This window comes from Bacteroides sp. L008, assembly GCF_040812255.1.
Taxonomy (GTDB): Bacteria; Bacteroidota; Bacteroidia; order Bacteroidales; family Bacteroidaceae; genus Bacteroides; species Bacteroides vicugnae.
In genome coordinates this window covers 1,032,554-1,050,068 of record NZ_JBFNXO010000002.1, presented here as the reverse complement: position 1 = coordinate 1,050,068, position 17,515 = coordinate 1,032,554, and the positions used below count along the sequence as shown (strand labels likewise).

Here is a 17,515-nt window from a genome sequence, read left to right as displayed (position 1 = left end):
AGCGATTGAATACCAAACAGGTTAAAAATATTTCGTAATTTTGCAGATATAAAAGAATGAAGCTATGCCGGACTATGATTTAATCGCCATACTCGGACCTACAGCCTCGGGTAAAACTCCCTTTGCCGCTGCCTTGGCCTATGAACTCAACACAGAAATTATCAGTGCCGATTCCCGTCAGATATATAGAGGAATGGATCTCGGTACAGGAAAAGATTTGGCCGACTATACCGTAAACGGACGTACAATCCCCTATCATCTGATTGACATTGCAGACCCCGGATACAAATACAATGTGTTTGAATATCAACGTGATTTCCTGAATTCTTACGAAAGCATCAAACAAAAAGGCTGTCTTCCCGTTTTATGTGGAGGGACAGGTATGTATCTGGAATCCGTGTTGAAAGGATATAAACTGATGCCCGTACCGGAAAATCCGGAATTACGCAACCGTTTGGCAAATCATTCGCTGGAAGAGTTGACGGAAATATTAAGTCAATACAAGGCTTTGCATAACTCCACCGACGTGGATACCGTGAAACGGGCGATACGTGCAATAGAAATTGAAGAGTATTATGCAGCCCATCCGGTTCCCGAAAGGGAATTTCCGGCACTGAACAGCCTCATCATCGGAGTGGATATTGACCGGGAACTGCGCCGTGAAAAGATCACCCGCCGATTAAAACAACGATTGGATGAAGGAATGGTGGACGAGGTAAGACGATTGATCGAACAGGGAATTGCACCGGACGATCTCATCTACTATGGACTGGAATACAAATACCTGACATTGTACGTCATAGGCAAACTGACTTATGAAGAAATGTTCAACGGTTTGGAGATAGCCATCCATCAGTTTGCCAAGCGACAAATGACCTGGTTCCGTGGCATGGAAAGAAGAGGATTTACGATCCATTGGATGAATGCAGAGTTACCAATGGAAGAAAAGATAGCTTTTGTAAAAGAGAAACTGCAAGGGAATTAGTATCTTTGGCAGTTATTATAGTGCGATTTTTAATACACAATAGGATAGATATACAAATATGAGTGTAGAACCGAAGAAATGGGGAGTGATTTACAACCCAAAAGCTGGTACCCGAAAGGTAAAGAAGCGCTGGAAAGAAATTAAGGAGTACATGGACAGTAAAGGTGTAGACTATGACTATGTACAATCCGAAGGTTTCGGTTCGGTAGAGCGTCTCGCTAAAATTTTGGCCAACAATGGTTATCGCACGATTGTCATTGTGGGAGGTGATGGGGCATTGAATGATGCCATCAATGGCATTATGCTATCCGATGCCGAAGATAAAGAGAACATTGCCCTCGGTATGATTCCGAACGGTATCGGAAATGACTTCGCCAAATATTGGGGACTTAGCACCGAATACAAGCCGGCTGTCGACTGTATCATCAATCATCGGTTGAAGAAAATAGACGTAGGCTACTGCAACTTCTACGACGGAAACGAACACCAGCGTCGCTATTTCCTCAATGCCGTTAATATCGGACTGGGAGCACGAATCGTCAAAATCACCGATCAGACCAAGCGTTTCTGGGGAGTGAAGTTCCTTTCATACGTTGCCGCCCTGTTTTCTCTTATATTTGAACGGAAGCTTTACAGAATGCATCTCCGTATCAATGACGAACATATCCGCGGACGCATCATGACCGTATGTATAGGCAGTGCCTGGGGATGGGGACAAACACCCAGTGCCGTTCCATACAACGGATGGCTGGATGTATCCGTAATCTACCGCCCGGAATTCCTGCAAATTATTTCCGGACTATGGATGCTGATTCAGGGAAGAATCCTGAATCACAAAGTGGTGAAAAGCTACCGGACGAGAAAAGTAAAGGTACTCCGGGCACAGAATGCAGCGGTGGATTTGGACGGGCGTTTGTTGCCTAAACATTTTCCTTTAGAAGTAGGCGTGCTCCCGGAAAAGACAACGCTTATTATTCCAAATTAAATATAATTAGGCACGGATTACGCGGATTACACGGTTTTCTTAATATAACCGAATTGGCAAGAACAGTGTAATTTACAGTATCTGCAAGAACCGTGTAATCCGCGTAATCCGTGCCTGAAAATAAACTTATAATAGTAGTTAAGTATGATAGAACTTAAGAACAACCCCACCGGCAACTTTTTCCTGTTGGCCGGTCCGTGTGTGATAGAAGGTGAAGAAATGGCAATGCGCATTGCCGAACGAGTAGTAAAGATCACCGAAGCACTGCAAATTCCTTATGTATTCAAAGGTTCTTACCGCAAGGCAAACCGCTCACGTCTGGATTCGTTTACCGGCATTGGCGATGAGAAAGCACTCAAAGTATTGAAAAAAGTACATGAGACTTTCGGAGTCCCTACCGTAACCGATATCCATACCGCAGATGAAGCTGCAATGGCAGCCGAATACGTGGACATACTTCAAATCCCGGCTTTTCTTTGTCGCCAGACCGACTTGTTGGTTGCCGCAGCCAAAACCGGAAAAACGATTAACATCAAGAAAGGACAGTTCCTTTCACCGCTGGCAATGCAGTTTGCTGCCGACAAAGTGGTGGAAGCCGGAAACAAGAATGTGATGCTTACCGAACGCGGAACAACTTTCGGCTATCAGGATCTTGTTGTGGACTATCGTGGTATCCCCGAAATGCAATCATTCGGCTATCCGGTGATTCTGGATGTCACTCACTCCTTGCAGCAACCCAACCAGACCAGTGGGGTAACGGGAGGAATGCCGCAGTTGATAGAAACTGTCGCCAAAGCAGGTATCGCCGTAGGTGCCGACGGAATATTCATCGAAACGCATGAAAACCCTGCCGTGGCAAAAAGCGATGGTGCCAATATGCTAAAGTTAGACCTCCTGGAAGGACTGTTAACTAAGCTAGTCAAGATACGGGAAGCTATAAAATAACTCTTTTCCCTGTCTATTTGTGATTTACAACCAAACACAACGACAAATAACACAGAAATATTTATTTAAACTAAATAGAACATGAAACATTTATTACGTGGATTATTTATTGCAGTCCTTTTTATATGCTGCAATTTCCAGCTCGTACTTGCACAACCCATGCAAGAGTTACCTGTAGACAAGAATGTCCGCATCGGTAAACTAGACAACGGGCTTACCTATTACATTCGCCACAATGCCCTTCCCGAAAAACGAGTTGAATTCTACATTGCCCAGAAAGTAGGTTCTATTCTTGAGGAACCGCAACAACGTGGTCTGGCTCACTTTCTGGAGCACATGGCTTTTAATGGCACAAAGCACTTCCCGGGTGATGAAACCGGACTTGGCATCGTGCCCTGGTGCGAAACGAAAGGTATCAAATTCGGCACGAACCTGAATGCATATACCAGCGTCGACCAGACGGTGTACAACATCAGCAACGTACCGACTGAAAATATAAACGTGGTAGACTCTTGTCTGCTGATCCTTCATGACTGGTCGAATGCTATCAACCTTGCCGACAAGGAAATTGACAAAGAACGTGGTGTTATCCGCGAAGAATGGAGAAGCCGCAACAGTGGTATGCTTCGCATCATGACTGATGCACAGTCTACTCTATATCCGGATTCTAAATATTCAGACTGTATGCCTATCGGAAGCATTGATGTTATCAACAACTTCCCTTATCAGGATATCCGCGATTATTATGCGAAATGGTATCGTCCGGACTTGCAAGGAATCGTTATTGTAGGTGATATCAATGTAGATGAAATTGAAGCCAAACTGAAAAAGGTATTCGCAGATGTAAAAGCTCCGGTAAACCCGGCCGAACGTATCTACTATCCAGTGGCAGATAATCAGGAACCGCTTATCTATATCGGCACAGACAAGGAAGTGAAGAATCCTTATGTGAACATCTTCTTCAAACAAGACGCTACACCGGATTCTTTGAAAAATACCATTGCTTATTATGCTACCCAGTATATGGTCAGCATGGCTATGAATATGCTGAACAACCGTTTGAACGAACTCCGCCAAACTGCTAATCCTCCTTTCACTAGTGCAAGCGCAGAATATGGAAACTATTTCCTTGCCAAGACTAAAGAAGCACTCGCACTTGATGCAAGCAGCAAAATAGACGGCATCGATTTAGCAATGAAAACAGTTTTGGAAGAAGCTGAACGTGCACGCCGCTTCGGATTTACCGCATCAGAATATGAACGCGCACGCGCCAACTATCTGCAAGCCGTAGAATCTGCTTACAACGAACGTGAAAAGACTAAAAGTAGTTCTTACGTCAACGAATACGTTAACAATTTCCTTGAAAAAGAACCGATTCCGGGAATCGAAGTTGAATATACACTGGTAAACAAACTGGCTCCGAATATCCCTGTAGAAGCTGTCAATCAGGTGATGCAACAACTAATCACTGACAACAATCAGGTGGTTTTACTGGCCGGTCCGGAAAAAGAAGGCGCTAAATATCCTACTAAAGAAGAAATTGCTGCTTTATTGAAACAAATGAAGTCATTCGATCTGAAACCTTATGAAGATAAAGTTTCTAACGAACCGCTGATCTCTGAAGATATTAAAGGTGGCAAGATTGTTTCTGAAAAAGCTGGTGATATTTATGGTACGACTAAGTTGGTGCTTTCCAACGGCGTAACTGTATATGTGAAGCCTACTGATTTCAAGGCTGACCAGATTGTAATGAAAGGTGTAAGCTTCGGTGGTACCAGCGTATTCCCGAACGAAGAAATTATCAATATCTCTCAATTAAACGGAGTAGCTCTGGTAGGTGGAATCGGTAATTTCAGCAAAGTGGATCTGGGTAAAGCTTTAGCCGGCAAACGTGCAAACGTAGGTGCGGGTATCGGCAACACTACGGAAACTGTTTCCGGTAGTTGTGCTCCGAAAGACTTTGAGACAATGATGCAGCTTACTTATCTGACTTTCACATCTCCGCGTAAGGATAATGAAGCATTCGAATCTTACAAGAACCGTTTGAAAGCCGAACTTCAAAATGCGGACGCTAATCCGATGACTGCTTTCAGTGACACAGTTACAAGTGTACTATACGGTCACCATCCGCGTGCCATCAGAATGAAGGAAAACATGGTAGACCAGATCGACTATGACCGTATTCTTGAAATGTACAAAGACCGCTACAAAGATGCTAGTGATTTTACTTTCTTCCTGGTAGGAAACGTAGACTTGGCTACAATGAAACCGTTAATCGCCAAATATCTGGGAGGTCTGCCATCTATCAACCGTAAAGAGACTTTCAAAGATAACAAGATGGATATCCGCAAGGGAGAGATCAAAAATGTATTTGCAAAGACACAGGAAACTCCAATGGCTACCATCATGTTCCTTTATAGCGGCACTTGCAAATATGACTTGCGCAACAATGTCCTGCTTAGCTTCTTAGATCAGGCTCTGGATTTGGTTTACACTGCTGAAATCCGTGAAAAAGAAGGAGGTACATACGGTGTAAGCTGTAACGGAAGCCTTGGTAAATACCCGAAAGAGGAACTTGTTCTTCAGATTGTATTCCAAACTGACCCTGCCAAGAAAGATAAACTGTCTGCTGTTGTTGTAGAACAACTTCACAAAATGGCAAAAGAAGGTCCGTCTGCCGAGCACATGCAGAAGATCAAAGAATATATGCTGAAGAAGTATAAAGACGCCCAGAAAGAAAACGGCTACTGGCTTAATAATATGGACGAATACCTCTACACGGGTGTGGATAATACCAAAGACTATGAAAAGTTGGTCAACAGCATCACAGCGAAAGAAGTGCAAGAATTCCTCGCCAATTTGCTGAAACAGAACAACGAAATTCAAGTCATCATGACCGTGCCGGAAGAAAACAAATAAAAATTCTCTAGTATATCTACTGAATGATGATATTCAACGAATTACGCAAACATGGAAGGCTTGCCGCCAAACGGCATCCGATGTATGAAAAGAACAAAGTTGCTAAAATACTCGGTTATGTCATGGGCGCATTCTGGGCCGGTTACCTGATATTCTTCGGTACGACGTTCGCGTTCGGATTTTCTGATATGGTTCCCAACCGGGAACCATATCATGTGATGAACGCAGTGGTTCTGATCTTTATCCTGGCACTGGACTTTCTGTTGCGTGTTCCGTTTCAAAAAACACCGACACAGGAGGTAAAACCTTACCTCCTGCTGCCGGTTAAACGAATTCGTGTCATCGACTTTTTACTAATCCGCTCGGGACTAAGTCTGTTCAACCTGTTCTGGTTGTTTCTGTTTGTCCCTTTTTCCTTCATCACTATTACCAAGTTTTTCGGTATCTCCGGTGTCATCACCTATCTTATCGGTATCTTGCTATTGATTATTGCCAATAATTACTGGTACTTGCTTTGCCGCACTCTTATCAACGAACGTATTTGGTGGATTCTATTACCTATCGCTTTCTACGGTGGAATAGGCTGCCTTCTTTTCATTCCCGAAGATAGCCCCCTCTTCTATTTCTTCATGGATCTGGGAGACGGATATATACAGGGCAACATTCTATATTTTCTCGGCACCATACTTGTGATTGCCATTTTATGGCTGGTTAACTGCAAGATCATGTCCGGACTTATCTATGCAGAGCTGGCAAAAGTAGAAGATAGTCAGATTAAGCATGTCTCCGAATATAAATTCTTCGAACGCTACGGGGAAGTTGGCGAATATATGAGATTGGAACTGAAAATGCTTTTACGTAACCGCCGCTGTAAAGGTGCATTACGCAATATCGCTATTATAGTGGTGGCTTTCTCCGTTGCACTTAGCTTTTCCAGTGTCTACGACGGCAATTTCATGACTTCCTTCATCTGTGTATACAACTTTGCCGTATTCGGAATGATTATCCTTTCACAGATTATGTCCTTCGAAGGCAATTACATTGATGGCCTGATGTCTCGTAAAGAATCAATTATGAGTCTGCTGAAAGCCAAATATTACACATACAGTATTGGTGAAATCATACCTTTCATACTCATGATTCCCGCCATCATCATGAATAAACTCACTTTACTGGGCGCCTTCGCCTGGTTTTTCTATACCATCGGCTTTATTTATTTCTGTTTTTTCCAACTGGCTGTCTACAACAAACAGACGGTACCCTTAAACGAGAAAGTGGCAAGCCGGCAAACGAATAGTGCTATACAGATGGTGGTTAATTTCGCGGCTTTTGGTGTGCCTCTCATCTTATACAGTCTATTAAATGCATTTTTAGGTGAAACAATCACTTACATAATTCTGTTAGTTATCGGTCTCGGATTTACCCTGACTTCTCCTTTATGGATTAAAAATGTATATCATCGTTTCATGAAACGGCGATACGAAAACATGGAAGGCTTCAGAGACAGCCGCCAATAAACGCTCATGAATCATTAACCATATAAACATTGAAGATCATGATTATCATTGACAAACTTAAAAAGAATTTCGGTGAGAAGATTGCCGTAGACATAGAACACTACGAAATCAATCAAGGCGATATGCTCGGATTGGTGGGAAACAACGGTGCCGGTAAAACAACTCTCTTCCGAATCATGCTGGATCTGCTAAAAGCAGACGATGGTAAGGTGATTATTAATGATATTGATGTCAGCCAAAGCGAAGACTGGAAAAACATTACCGGTGCTTTCATTGACGATGGTTTTCTGATTGATTATCTCACTCCGGAAGAATATTTCTATTTCATCGGAAAGATGTACGGACTAAAGAAAGAAGAAGTGGACGAACGTCTGATTCCTTTCGAACGTTTTATGAGTGGAGAAGTGATCGGGCACAAGAAGCTAATCCGCAACTACTCCGCAGGTAATAAGCAAAAGATCGGAATTATTTCTGCCATGCTTCATTACCCGCAATTACTGATACTGGACGAACCGTTCAACTTCCTCGATCCAAGTTCTCAGTCTATCATCAAACATCTGCTCAAGAAATATAATGAGGAACATCAAGCTACGGTTATTATATCCAGTCACAACCTCAATCATACCGTAGATATATGTCCGAGGATCGCTTTATTGGAACACGGTGTCATCATCCGGGATATTATCAACGAGGACAACTCCGCAGAGAAAGAACTGGAGGATTATTTTAATGTAGAAGAAGAGTAAACGGTAAATAGGGAATGATAAAATAATGAATGGTAAGTATTCATCCTTACCAAAATTATTGCATAAACTAATTATGATGAGATATATAACAGAAAAGTCTGATACCCATAAGTCTAGTATAAAGAAACCTGATAGAAAGAAAAGATACTTCCTGCAATTCGTCCTTTTATTAGGACTGGTTGCCAGCCTTAGCTCCTGCCGCACCTCCGCTCCCCGGCTGGATTATCAAGCATTGGCGCAGGCTTCTATATTGTTGGGGGTAGATATCAATATGGAGGATAACCATAAGCTCTATCTGGAAGCAGCCGACTGGATAGGAGTTCCCTATCGTGGTGGAGGTGATTCGAAACGAGGAGCCGACTGTTCGGGATTAGTTTATCAAGTGTACCGTAAGGTATACCGCACCCAAGTGCCGCGTAACACGGAAGATCTGAAAAAAGAAAGTAATAAAGTCGCCAAACGGAATCTCCGGGAAGGAGACTTGGTATTCTTCACCAGCAGCCGTTCAAAAAATAAAGTAGCTCATGTAGGCATTTACCTCAAAAACGGAAAGTTTATCCATTCCAGCACCAGTAAAGGAGTGATCGTCAGCAACTTGAACGAGAACTATTATAGCAAACACTGGATAAGCGGCGGCAGGATACGTTAATTATCAACTTCTAATGATATAAAATTATGAAATCATTCATCGGAGCAATTCTATTTATTTGCGTGGCATTCAGCGCCAATGCACAGCTTTTATGGAAAGTGTCCGGCAACGGACTGAACCAACCGTCCTACATCATAGGCACTCACCATCTGGCACCGTTCAGCATCATGGACAGCATTGCCGGACTTAAAAAGGCTATGAATGAAACCCAACAAGTATATGGAGAGATGAAAATGTCGGAAATGCAATCGCCCGCCACCATGGGAAAGATGCAAAAGGCAATGATGATTGAAAGTGATACCACGCTGAACTCTCTCCTTTCTCCGAAAGACTTTGAGACTGCTAATAAATTCTGCAAAGAAAACCTGATGGTAGATTTAAATATGGCTCCGAAGCTAAAGCCTGCCTTCTTATTAAATAATGTAGTGGTGATGGCTTACGTAAAACATATAGGGAAATTCAACCCGCAAGAGCAACTCGACACATTCTTTCAGAGCCAAGCCATCCAAAACGGAAAAAAGGTGGACGGACTGGAAACTGCAGAATTCCAATTCAACCTGCTTTTCAATGGCAGTTCACTACAACGGCAAGCACAACTATTGATGTGCACTCTTAACCATATAGAGACTGAAGTAGAAAATCTGAAAAGGCTCACAAATGCCTACATGAAACAAGATCTGAACACCATGCTTAAAATCAGCGAAGAGCGTAAAGGTGATCAATGTGACGCACTTCCCGGCGAAGAAGATGCTATGATTTACAACCGTAATAAAGCGTGGGCTGAAAAACTACCGGCAATCATGAAGGCTGCCCCGACTTTTGTCGCAGTAGGCGCCCTGCACCTCCCCGGAGAAAAAGGATTATTAAACTTACTAAAAAGACAAGGATACACAGTAGAAGCTGTGAAATAAGAAAAGTATTTAGTACTTTTGCGGAAAAGTTTTCCCCAATGAACTACAAAACCTATTTATTCGATTTCGACTACACACTAGCCGATTCGTCGCGTGGTATCGTTAAGTGTTTCAGAATTGTGCTTACCCGGCATCAGTATTTAACCGTTACTGATGAAGCTATCAAGCGTACAATCGGCAAAACATTAGAAGAATCATTCAGTATCCTTACCGGAATTACCGACCCGGCACAGCTGGAGGCCTTCCGGCAGGAGTACAGACTGGAAGCTGATGTACACATGAATGTAAATACCCGTCTTTTCCCCGACACATTGTCTACGCTGAAAGAATTGAAGAAACGGGGTGCCCGTGTCGGAATTATCTCTACCAAGTATCGTTTCCGGATATTGAGTTATCTGGAAGAATATCTGCCTGAAAATTTTCTTGATATAGTAGTGGGAGGAGAAGATGTAAAAGCACCGAAACCTTCGCCGGAAGGAGTTAAATTTGCATTGGAACATCTAGGAAGTAGCCCCGAAGAAACATTATATATTGGAGATAGCACCGTAGATGCCGAAACAGCGCAGAATGCAGGAGTCGATTTTGCAGGTGTGCTGAACGGAATGACAACAGCAGAAGAACTTCGTGTTTATCCACACAAAATCATTATGCAGAATTTAGGAGAATTAGTCCAATAGGCTACAATGAGAGCTAAAATGCTCATTTATTTGCCGTAATCATTTTATCTCCTATAAAAAAATAAAAGAAATATTTGTCGGGAACGAATAAAAATAGTACTTTTGTGCCCGATTATTCCGCAACGGGTTCGATAAAGAGTTCTTTAAGTGATTAAAGACCACCCGCCGGAGCTAACTTATACATTTATATATAAGATGTACGCAATTGTAGAGATTAACGGTCAGCAATTTAAAGCAGAAGCTGGTCAAAAGTTGTTCGTTCACCACATCGAAGGTGCAGAAAACGGTTCAACAGTAGAATTTGAAAAAGTTCTTTTGGTAGACAAAGACGGAAACGTAACAGTAGGTGCTCCTACCGTAGAAGGCGCTAAAGTTGTTTGCCAGGTTGTTTCAAACTTGGTTAAAGGCGACAAAGTTCTTGTTTTCCACAAGAAAAGAAGAAAAGGACACAGAAAACTGAACGGTCACCGTCAACAGTTCACTGAATTAACAATTACAGAAGTAGTAGCTTAATCAATTAAAAAGTAAGAAGAAATGGCACATAAGAAAGGTGTCGGTAGTTCTAAGAACGGCCGCGAATCACAAAGTAAAAGATTAGGCGTTAAGATATTTGGTGGCGAAGCTTGCAAAGCAGGTAACATCATCGTTCGTCAAAGAGGTACTGAATTCCACCCGGGTGAAAACATCGGAATGGGTAAAGACCACACTCTTTTCGCTTTAGTAGATGGTACAGTTAGCTTCAAAGTTGGCAAAGAAGACAGAAGATATGTTTCTGTTGTTCCTGCTACCGAGGCATAATTGCACAACTGAAAATATTTAAGAGAAGGAGATGTAATCCAATGGATTACATCTCCTTTCTTTTTATATCTAATTCACTTCATTGTATCAGCACCTAACTAAGATTTCCCTCATAAAATGTGTATTTGATATGCATATATGTATCAGATAATACACATATACTTGCTTGATTATTCGTTTTTTCTTTATCTTTGTAGCCTTAAATAAGAAAGTTCATAAAAAGTATAGATATGCTTACCATTAAACAAATTACAGAAAACACAGAGGCGGTACTCCGCGGACTGGAAAAGAAGCATTTCAAAAATGCAAAGGAAACGATCGATCAAGTGATCGCTCTTAACGACAAGAGACGTAGCACACAAAATGAATTAGATAAGAATCTGGCAGAGGTTAACTCGCTTTCACGCACCATCGGTCAACTGATGAAAGAAGGCAAGAAAGAGGAAGCTGAAACTGCACGTGCCCGCGTTGCCGAACTAAAAGAAGGTAACAAAGTATTAGACGCCACCATGACACAGGCTGCAACAGATATGCAGAATGTACTTTATACCATTCCTAACATTCCTTACGACAGTGTGCCCGAAGGTGTAGGCGCTGAAGATAACGTAGTGGAAAAAATGGGAGGTATGGAAACTGAACTTCCTAAAGATGCACTTCCTCACTGGGAACTGGCTAAGAAATATGATTTAATAGACTTCGACCTGGGTGTAAAAATCACAGGTGCAGGTTTCCCTGTATATAAAGGTAAAGGCGCACAACTCCAACGCGCTCTTATCAACTTCTTCCTGGACGAGGCACGCAAATCCGGATATACTGAAATCATGCCACCGACAGTAGTTAACGCTGCTTCCGGTTATGGTACAGGACAGCTTCCTGACAAAGAAGGACAAATGTATCATTGCGAAGTAGATGATTTATATCTGATCCCGACAGCAGAAGTGCCTGTAACCAACATCTACCGTGATGTGATTTTGGAAGAAAAACAGTTGCCAATCATGAATTGCGCCTATACACAATGTTTCCGTCGTGAAGCTGGTTCCTATGGTAAAGATGTACGCGGACTGAATCGTCTGCACGAATTCTCCAAAGTAGAATTGGTTCGTATTGATAAACCGGAACACTCCAAACAATCTCATCAGGAAATGCTCGACCACGTAGAAGGTCTGTTGCAAAAACTGGAACTTCCATATCGTATCCTCCGCCTCTGTGGTGGTGATATGAGTTTCACTGCTGCCCTTTGTTTCGACTTCGAAGTATATTCAGAGGCACAGAAACGCTGGTTGGAAGTAAGTTCCGTATCCAATTTCGACACCTATCAGGCCAATCGTCTGAAATGCCGTTACCGTAATGCAGAAAAGAAAACCGAACTCTGCCATACATTGAACGGTTCAGCATTAGCATTGCCACGTATCGTTGCCGCCCTACTTGAAAACAACCAAACTCCGGAAGGTATTAGAATTCCGAAAGCATTGGTTCCATATTGCGGCTTTGACATGATAGACTAATATTTGACATGACAGACTAATAAAAGTACCGTATATAAAGAGCCACTCATCAAAAGAGTGGCTTTTCTTTTATATTTCGTAAATTAGCTGTATCTTTGCCAAAATTTATATCATTCTGATAGCAGTTACGTAATAAAAACAACAAATTAATTAGATAATGAACAAAATCATTAGCAAGGAACGCTTTTCTGAAAAAGTATTCAAATTTGAAATTGAAGCTCCTTTAATTGCTAAATCTCGTAAGGCCGGACACTTCGTCATCGTACGTGTAGGCGAAAAAGGAGAACGTATGCCATTGACTATCGCAGGTTCCGACCTGAAAAAGGGCACCATTACTCTGGTAGTACAGGAAGTCGGGCTTTCTTCTACCCGTCTCTGCGAGCTGAATGAAGGCGAATCTATTACTGACGTAGTAGGCCCACTCGGACAAGCTACCCATATAGAGAAATTCGGAACAGTAGTCTGCGCTGGTGGTGGTGTAGGTGTGGCTCCGATGCTTCCTATCGTACAGGCTTTGAAGGCTGCCGGCAACCGTGTTATCACCGTATTGGCTGGACGCAATAAAGACCTTATCATCTTGGAAAAAGAAATGCGTGAAAGCTCTGACGAAGTAATTATCATGACGGACGACGGTTCTTACGGTCGTAAAGGTCTGGTGACAGAAGGTGTAGAAGAAGTTATCAAACGTGAGAAAGTAGACAAATGTTTCGCTATCGGCCCTGCCATCATGATGAAATTTGTTTGCTTGCTGACTAAAAAATATGAAATTCCGACAGATGTTTCGCTAAATACGATCATGGTGGACGGAACTGGTATGTGCGGTGCTTGCCGTATCACTGTGGGAGGAACAACAAAGTTCGTTTGTGTAGACGGTCCGGAATTCGACGGTCACCAGGTGAATTTCGACGAAATGCTGAAACGTATGGGCGCGTTCAAGAATATCGAACGCGAAGAAATGCATAAGCTGGAATCGGAATGTGAAGCAACCAAAGAAATCGATGAAAAAAGTCGTAATGCTGCTTGGAGGCAGGAGTTACGTAAATCCATGAAACCCAAAGAACGTACAGCCATTCCTCGTGTAGAGATGAATGAACTCGATGCTGAATACCGTTCACATAGCCGTAAAGAGGAAGTTAATCAAGGATTAACAGCAGAACAGGCTGTTACAGAAGCCAAACGTTGTCTCGATTGTGCTAATCCGGGATGTATGGAAGGCTGCCCGGTAGGCATTGATATTCCCCGCTTCATTAAGAATATCGAACGCGGCGAATTCCTCGAAGCTGCCAAAACATTGAAAGAAACAAGTGCGCTTCCGGCTGTTTGCGGTCGTGTGTGCCCGCAAGAGAAACAGTGCGAATCAAAATGTATTCATCTGAAAATGAATGAAAAGCCGGTAGCTATCGGTTATCTGGAACGTTTTGCAGCTGATTATGAACGCGAAAGCGGACAAATCTCCGTACCTGTCATTGCAGAGAAAAATGGTATCAAAATAGCAGTTATCGGTTCAGGACCTGCAGGATTGGCATTTGCCGGAGACATGGCTAAATATGGATATGATGTAACTGTATTCGAAGCGTTGCATGAAATTGGAGGTGTATTGAAATACGGTATTCCCGAATTCCGTTTGCCAAACAAGATTGTAGATGTAGAAATCGACAATCTTGGCAAGATGGGCGTTAACTTCATCAAAGACTGTATTGTAGGAAAGACTATCGGTGTAGAAGACTTGAAAGCGGAAGGTTTCAAAGGAATATTCGTGGCTTCCGGTGCCGGACTGCCAAACTTTATGAATATCCCGGGAGAGAACTCCATCAATATCATGTCTTCAAATGAATACCTCACCCGTGTCAATTTAATGGATGCCGCCAGCGAAGATTCGGACACTCCGGTAGCTTTCGGTAAGAATGTGGCAGTAATCGGTGGTGGTAACACAGCTATGGACTCTGTCCGTACAGCAAAACGTCTTGGCGCTGAACGTGCTATTATTATCTATCGTCGTTCGGAAGAAGAAATGCCGGCACGTATCGAAGAAGTAAAACATGCCAAAGAAGAAGGAGTTGAATTCCTCACTCTGCATAATCCTATCGAATATATTGCTGATGAACAAGGTTGCGTAAAACAGGTTATTCTGCAAAAGATGGAATTAGGAGAACCGGATGCTTCCGGACGTCGTAGCCCTATAGCTATCCCGGGAGCAACAGAAACAATCGATATAGACCTGGCCATTGTCAGCGTTGGGGTATCTCCTAACCCGATTGTTCCAAGCTCTATCAAAGGACTGGAATTAGGACGAAAAGGAACTATCGCAGTAAATGACAACATGGAATCTTCTATCCCAATGATTTACGCAGGTGGCGACATCGTTCGCGGCGGAGCTACTGTAATTCTGGCGATGGGTGATGGCCGTAAAGCTGCCGCTGCCATGAATGAGCAACTGAAAACAAACGCCGGCAACTAACTGCCGCTTATTAACACCCGGGCTAAACTTCCCTAACACGTGGGATAACTACATCTGACACGTGGGCGGAAGTTTATCGAGAGGTGGGCTAAAGCCAACTCATATGTGGGTAGAACACCGATCATCCCCGGCATAAAAAATAGAATAAGAAAAGCCCCGTTTACGAAATGTAAAACGGGGCTTTTCTTATTCAAATATCAAAGATACTTTCTACTTTACCACTTTGTTCGTCGCAGGATCAGGGAAAATTACAGCCGGTTTAAACGACTTGGCTTCCTCAAAATCCATCAATGCATAAGACATGATTATCACAATATCATCCGGTTGCACCTTGCGGGCAGCAGCACCATTCAGACAAATTTTGCCCGAACCGCGTTCACCTTTGATAATGTAGGTTTCAAAGCGTTCACCGTTGTTATTATCAGCAATATACACTTTCTCTCCCGGAATCATGTTTGCAGCATCCAGCAGGTCTTCATCAATCGTGATACTACCCATATAGTTCAGATTTGCCTCTGTGACACGTGCACAATGAATTTTCGACTTCAACACTTCAATCATCATAAGGTTTCGTCTTTTTAGTTATTCTTTATATTTAATGTTATCAATCAGCCGGACTTCTCCACAGAACACTGTGATGCATCCCACCGCATAGGAAGTATCTTCCCAATTACTAATTTTCTGCAATGTGTTTCCGTCTACGATCTCAAAATACTCCATACGCAAACCCGGAGCAGCTTCAATCGCATCTTCAACCATCTTTTGCGTCTCGCTCACTGTATGAGTGGCTGCAAAGTTACGACTTTTAAATAAGGTGCGAGAAATATTTAAAGCATTTTCACGTTCTTCTGCAGATAAACGTTTGTTCCGGCTACTCAATGCCAGTCCATCTTCCTCACGTACAATTGAACAACCTACAATTTCAAGATTATATTTCAATTGCCGAACCATTTCACGAATAATCGCTAACTGCTGGAAGTCTTTCTCTCCGAAATATGCCCGATCCGGCAGTACAGCATCAAACAGTTTACTGACAATTTGGCAAACACCGTTAAAATGTCCCGGACGGAAAGCTCCTTCCATCACCGTATCCAATGGTGCATAGCTAAATTGACGAGTATCCGGTTCCGGATACATTTCGCTAACTGAAGGAACAAAAGCGAAATCCGCCCCGCATTCTTCCAACAAACGACAATCTGCATCCAATGTACGCGGATATTTCTCCAAGTCATTTTTATCGTTAAACTGTGTGGGATTCACAAAAACACTCACAACAGTTACACCATTCTCACTTACGCTGCGCTTTACCAGAGATGCATGTCCCGCATGTAAAGCACCCATTGTAGGAACCAGTCCCACCTTTTTACCTTGGGCTCTTAGGGCAGTCAATTCTGCCTGTAAGTCCTTGATAGTGTGCACTACTTTCATTTTCGTCAATTGGTTTATGTTTTACTCGTTTGCAAAAACTCTGCAAAATAAACTAATATTTGCCACATAAAGAAAGAATATCTTATTTAATGTGTCTTTTTTTTCGTATCTTTGCAGAATATTATAGTGAACTATTGTTATTATGACAAAGGCGAATAAAGTTTTATTTATTACTCAAGAGATTACACCTTACGTTTCAGAATCCGAAATGGCCAATATAGGTAGAAACCTTCCACAGGCGATACAAGAAAAAGGCCGTGAAATCAGAACCTTTATGCCTAAATGGGGAAATATCAATGAGCGCAGAAATCAACTGCACGAAGTGATCCGCCTCTCTGGTATGAACCTGATTATCGATGATACTGACCACCCCTTGATTATAAAAGTTGCTTCTATCCAATCCGCACGCATGCAGGTATATTTCATCGATAACGATGACTATTTCCAGAATCGGATGCAGACAACGGATGAAAATGGTATAGAATATGATGATAATGATAGCCGTGCCATTTTCTATGCACGCGGTGTATTGGAAACAGTGAAAAAGCTCCGCTGGTGTCCTGATGTCATTCACTGTCATGGCTGGATGACAGCTTTAGCTCCTCTTTATATTAAGAAAGCCTATAAAGACGAACCTTCTTTCCGCGACGCTAAAGTGGTATTCTCTGTTTATGAAGATGATTTCAAGAATACACTTAGCGACGATTTCGCAACAAAACTGATGCTGAAAGGTATTACCAAGAAAGATTTAGGTGATTTGAAGGAACCGGTAGACTACGCCGCTCTTTGCAAACTCGCTGTTGACTATTCAGACGGAGTAATACAAAACAGTGAAAAGGTAGACGAGTCTATTATTGAATATGCCCGCCAATCTGGCAAATTGGTACTTGACTACCAGAACCCGGAAAACTATGCGGATGCCTGCAACGAGTTCTACGATAAAGTATGGGAAGCCACTGCAAACGAAGAAGAAGAATAAAAAATCAAGATAC

Annotated in this window: 16 protein-coding genes; 14 read left to right on the top strand and 2 right to left on the bottom strand. The window is 42.5% G+C overall.

From position 1 onward, the window contains the following. Positions 1-64: 64 nt before the first annotated feature. The 13 genes from miaA to AB3G73_RS22995 all read left to right on the top strand — a co-directional run bounded on the left by miaA (position 65) and on the right by AB3G73_RS22995 (position 15,095). A complete protein-coding gene (gene miaA / locus AB3G73_RS23055) occupies positions 65-985 on the top strand; it encodes a tRNA (adenosine(37)-N6)-dimethylallyltransferase MiaA (RefSeq protein ID WP_367745673.1) in 921 nt (306 codons plus the stop codon). 58 nt (positions 986-1,043) lie between these two features. After that, entirely contained in the window at positions 1,044-1,970 is a 927-nt protein-coding gene (locus AB3G73_RS23050; protein ID WP_004301802.1) for a diacylglycerol kinase family protein, read from the top strand. Positions 1,971-2,114: 144 nt separating this feature from the next. Next, on the top strand, positions 2,115-2,915 hold the full coding sequence (kdsA, locus tag AB3G73_RS23045) for a 3-deoxy-8-phosphooctulonate synthase (protein ID WP_148364342.1): 801 nt from the start codon (positions 2,115-2,117) through the stop codon (positions 2,913-2,915). A gap of 81 nt (positions 2,916-2,996) precedes the next feature. Beyond that, positions 2,997-5,834 carry an insulinase family protein gene (locus AB3G73_RS23040; protein ID WP_320974196.1) on the top strand — a complete coding sequence of 946 codons (2,838 nt, stop codon included), beginning with the start codon at positions 2,997-2,999 and terminating at the stop codon, positions 5,832-5,834. A 23-nt stretch (positions 5,835-5,857) separates the two neighbouring features. Then, positions 5,858-7,351, top strand: coding sequence for a DUF5687 family protein (locus AB3G73_RS23035; protein ID WP_367745671.1), 1,494 nt, complete (start codon positions 5,858-5,860; stop codon positions 7,349-7,351). Between the two features lie 38 nt (positions 7,352-7,389). Beyond that, positions 7,390-8,097, top strand: coding sequence for an ABC transporter ATP-binding protein (locus AB3G73_RS23030; RefSeq protein WP_195648460.1), 708 nt, complete (start codon positions 7,390-7,392; stop codon positions 8,095-8,097). A gap of 25 nt (positions 8,098-8,122) precedes the next feature. Beyond that, the gene (locus AB3G73_RS23025; RefSeq protein ID WP_195648461.1) at positions 8,123-8,746 is read left to right on the top strand and encodes a C40 family peptidase; all 624 of its coding nucleotides are present in this window, start codon (positions 8,123-8,125) and stop codon (positions 8,744-8,746) included. 26 nt (positions 8,747-8,772) lie between these two features. Further along, positions 8,773-9,657 (top strand): TraB/GumN family protein, encoded by an 885-nt coding sequence (locus tag AB3G73_RS23020; RefSeq protein WP_367745670.1) that lies wholly within the window; start codon positions 8,773-8,775, stop codon positions 9,655-9,657. Positions 9,658-9,695: 38 nt separating this feature from the next. Then, positions 9,696-10,334 carry an HAD-IA family hydrolase gene (locus AB3G73_RS23015; RefSeq protein WP_074558486.1) on the top strand — a complete coding sequence of 213 codons (639 nt, stop codon included), beginning with the start codon at positions 9,696-9,698 and terminating at the stop codon, positions 10,332-10,334. A 195-nt stretch (positions 10,335-10,529) separates the two neighbouring features. Continuing rightward, positions 10,530-10,847: a 50S ribosomal protein L21 gene (gene rplU / locus AB3G73_RS23010; protein WP_004316691.1), complete on the top strand. Its 318-nt coding sequence runs from the start codon at positions 10,530-10,532 to the stop codon at positions 10,845-10,847. 21 nt (positions 10,848-10,868) lie between these two features. Further along, the gene (rpmA, locus tag AB3G73_RS23005) at positions 10,869-11,132 is read left to right on the top strand and encodes a 50S ribosomal protein L27 (protein WP_004301792.1); all 264 of its coding nucleotides are present in this window, start codon (positions 10,869-10,871) and stop codon (positions 11,130-11,132) included. 230 nt (positions 11,133-11,362) lie between these two features. Next, complete coding sequence (gene serS, locus AB3G73_RS23000) at positions 11,363-12,637, top strand: serine--tRNA ligase (protein ID WP_074558484.1); 1,275 nt, start codon at positions 11,363-11,365, stop codon at positions 12,635-12,637. Positions 12,638-12,794: 157 nt separating this feature from the next. Continuing rightward, a complete protein-coding gene (locus AB3G73_RS22995) occupies positions 12,795-15,095 on the top strand; it encodes a bifunctional dihydroorotate dehydrogenase B NAD binding subunit/NADPH-dependent glutamate synthase (RefSeq protein WP_320982796.1) in 2,301 nt (766 codons plus the stop codon). Positions 15,096-15,305: 210 nt separating this feature from the next. Here the strand turns inward: AB3G73_RS22995 and panD are convergent, their stop codons facing one another. Then, entirely contained in the window at positions 15,306-15,659 is a 354-nt protein-coding gene (gene panD, locus AB3G73_RS22990) for an aspartate 1-decarboxylase (RefSeq protein WP_004301789.1), read from the bottom strand. 18 nt (positions 15,660-15,677) lie between these two features. Continuing rightward, a complete protein-coding gene (gene panC, locus AB3G73_RS22985; protein ID WP_074558481.1) occupies positions 15,678-16,523 on the bottom strand; it encodes a pantoate--beta-alanine ligase in 846 nt (281 codons plus the stop codon). Between the two features lie 142 nt (positions 16,524-16,665). On the opposite strand from panC, the gene AB3G73_RS22980 reads away from it, so the two are divergent. Then, positions 16,666-17,502 (top strand): glycogen/starch synthase, encoded by an 837-nt coding sequence (locus AB3G73_RS22980; RefSeq protein WP_367745667.1) that lies wholly within the window; start codon positions 16,666-16,668, stop codon positions 17,500-17,502. The last annotated feature ends 13 nt before the right edge of the window (positions 17,503-17,515 follow it).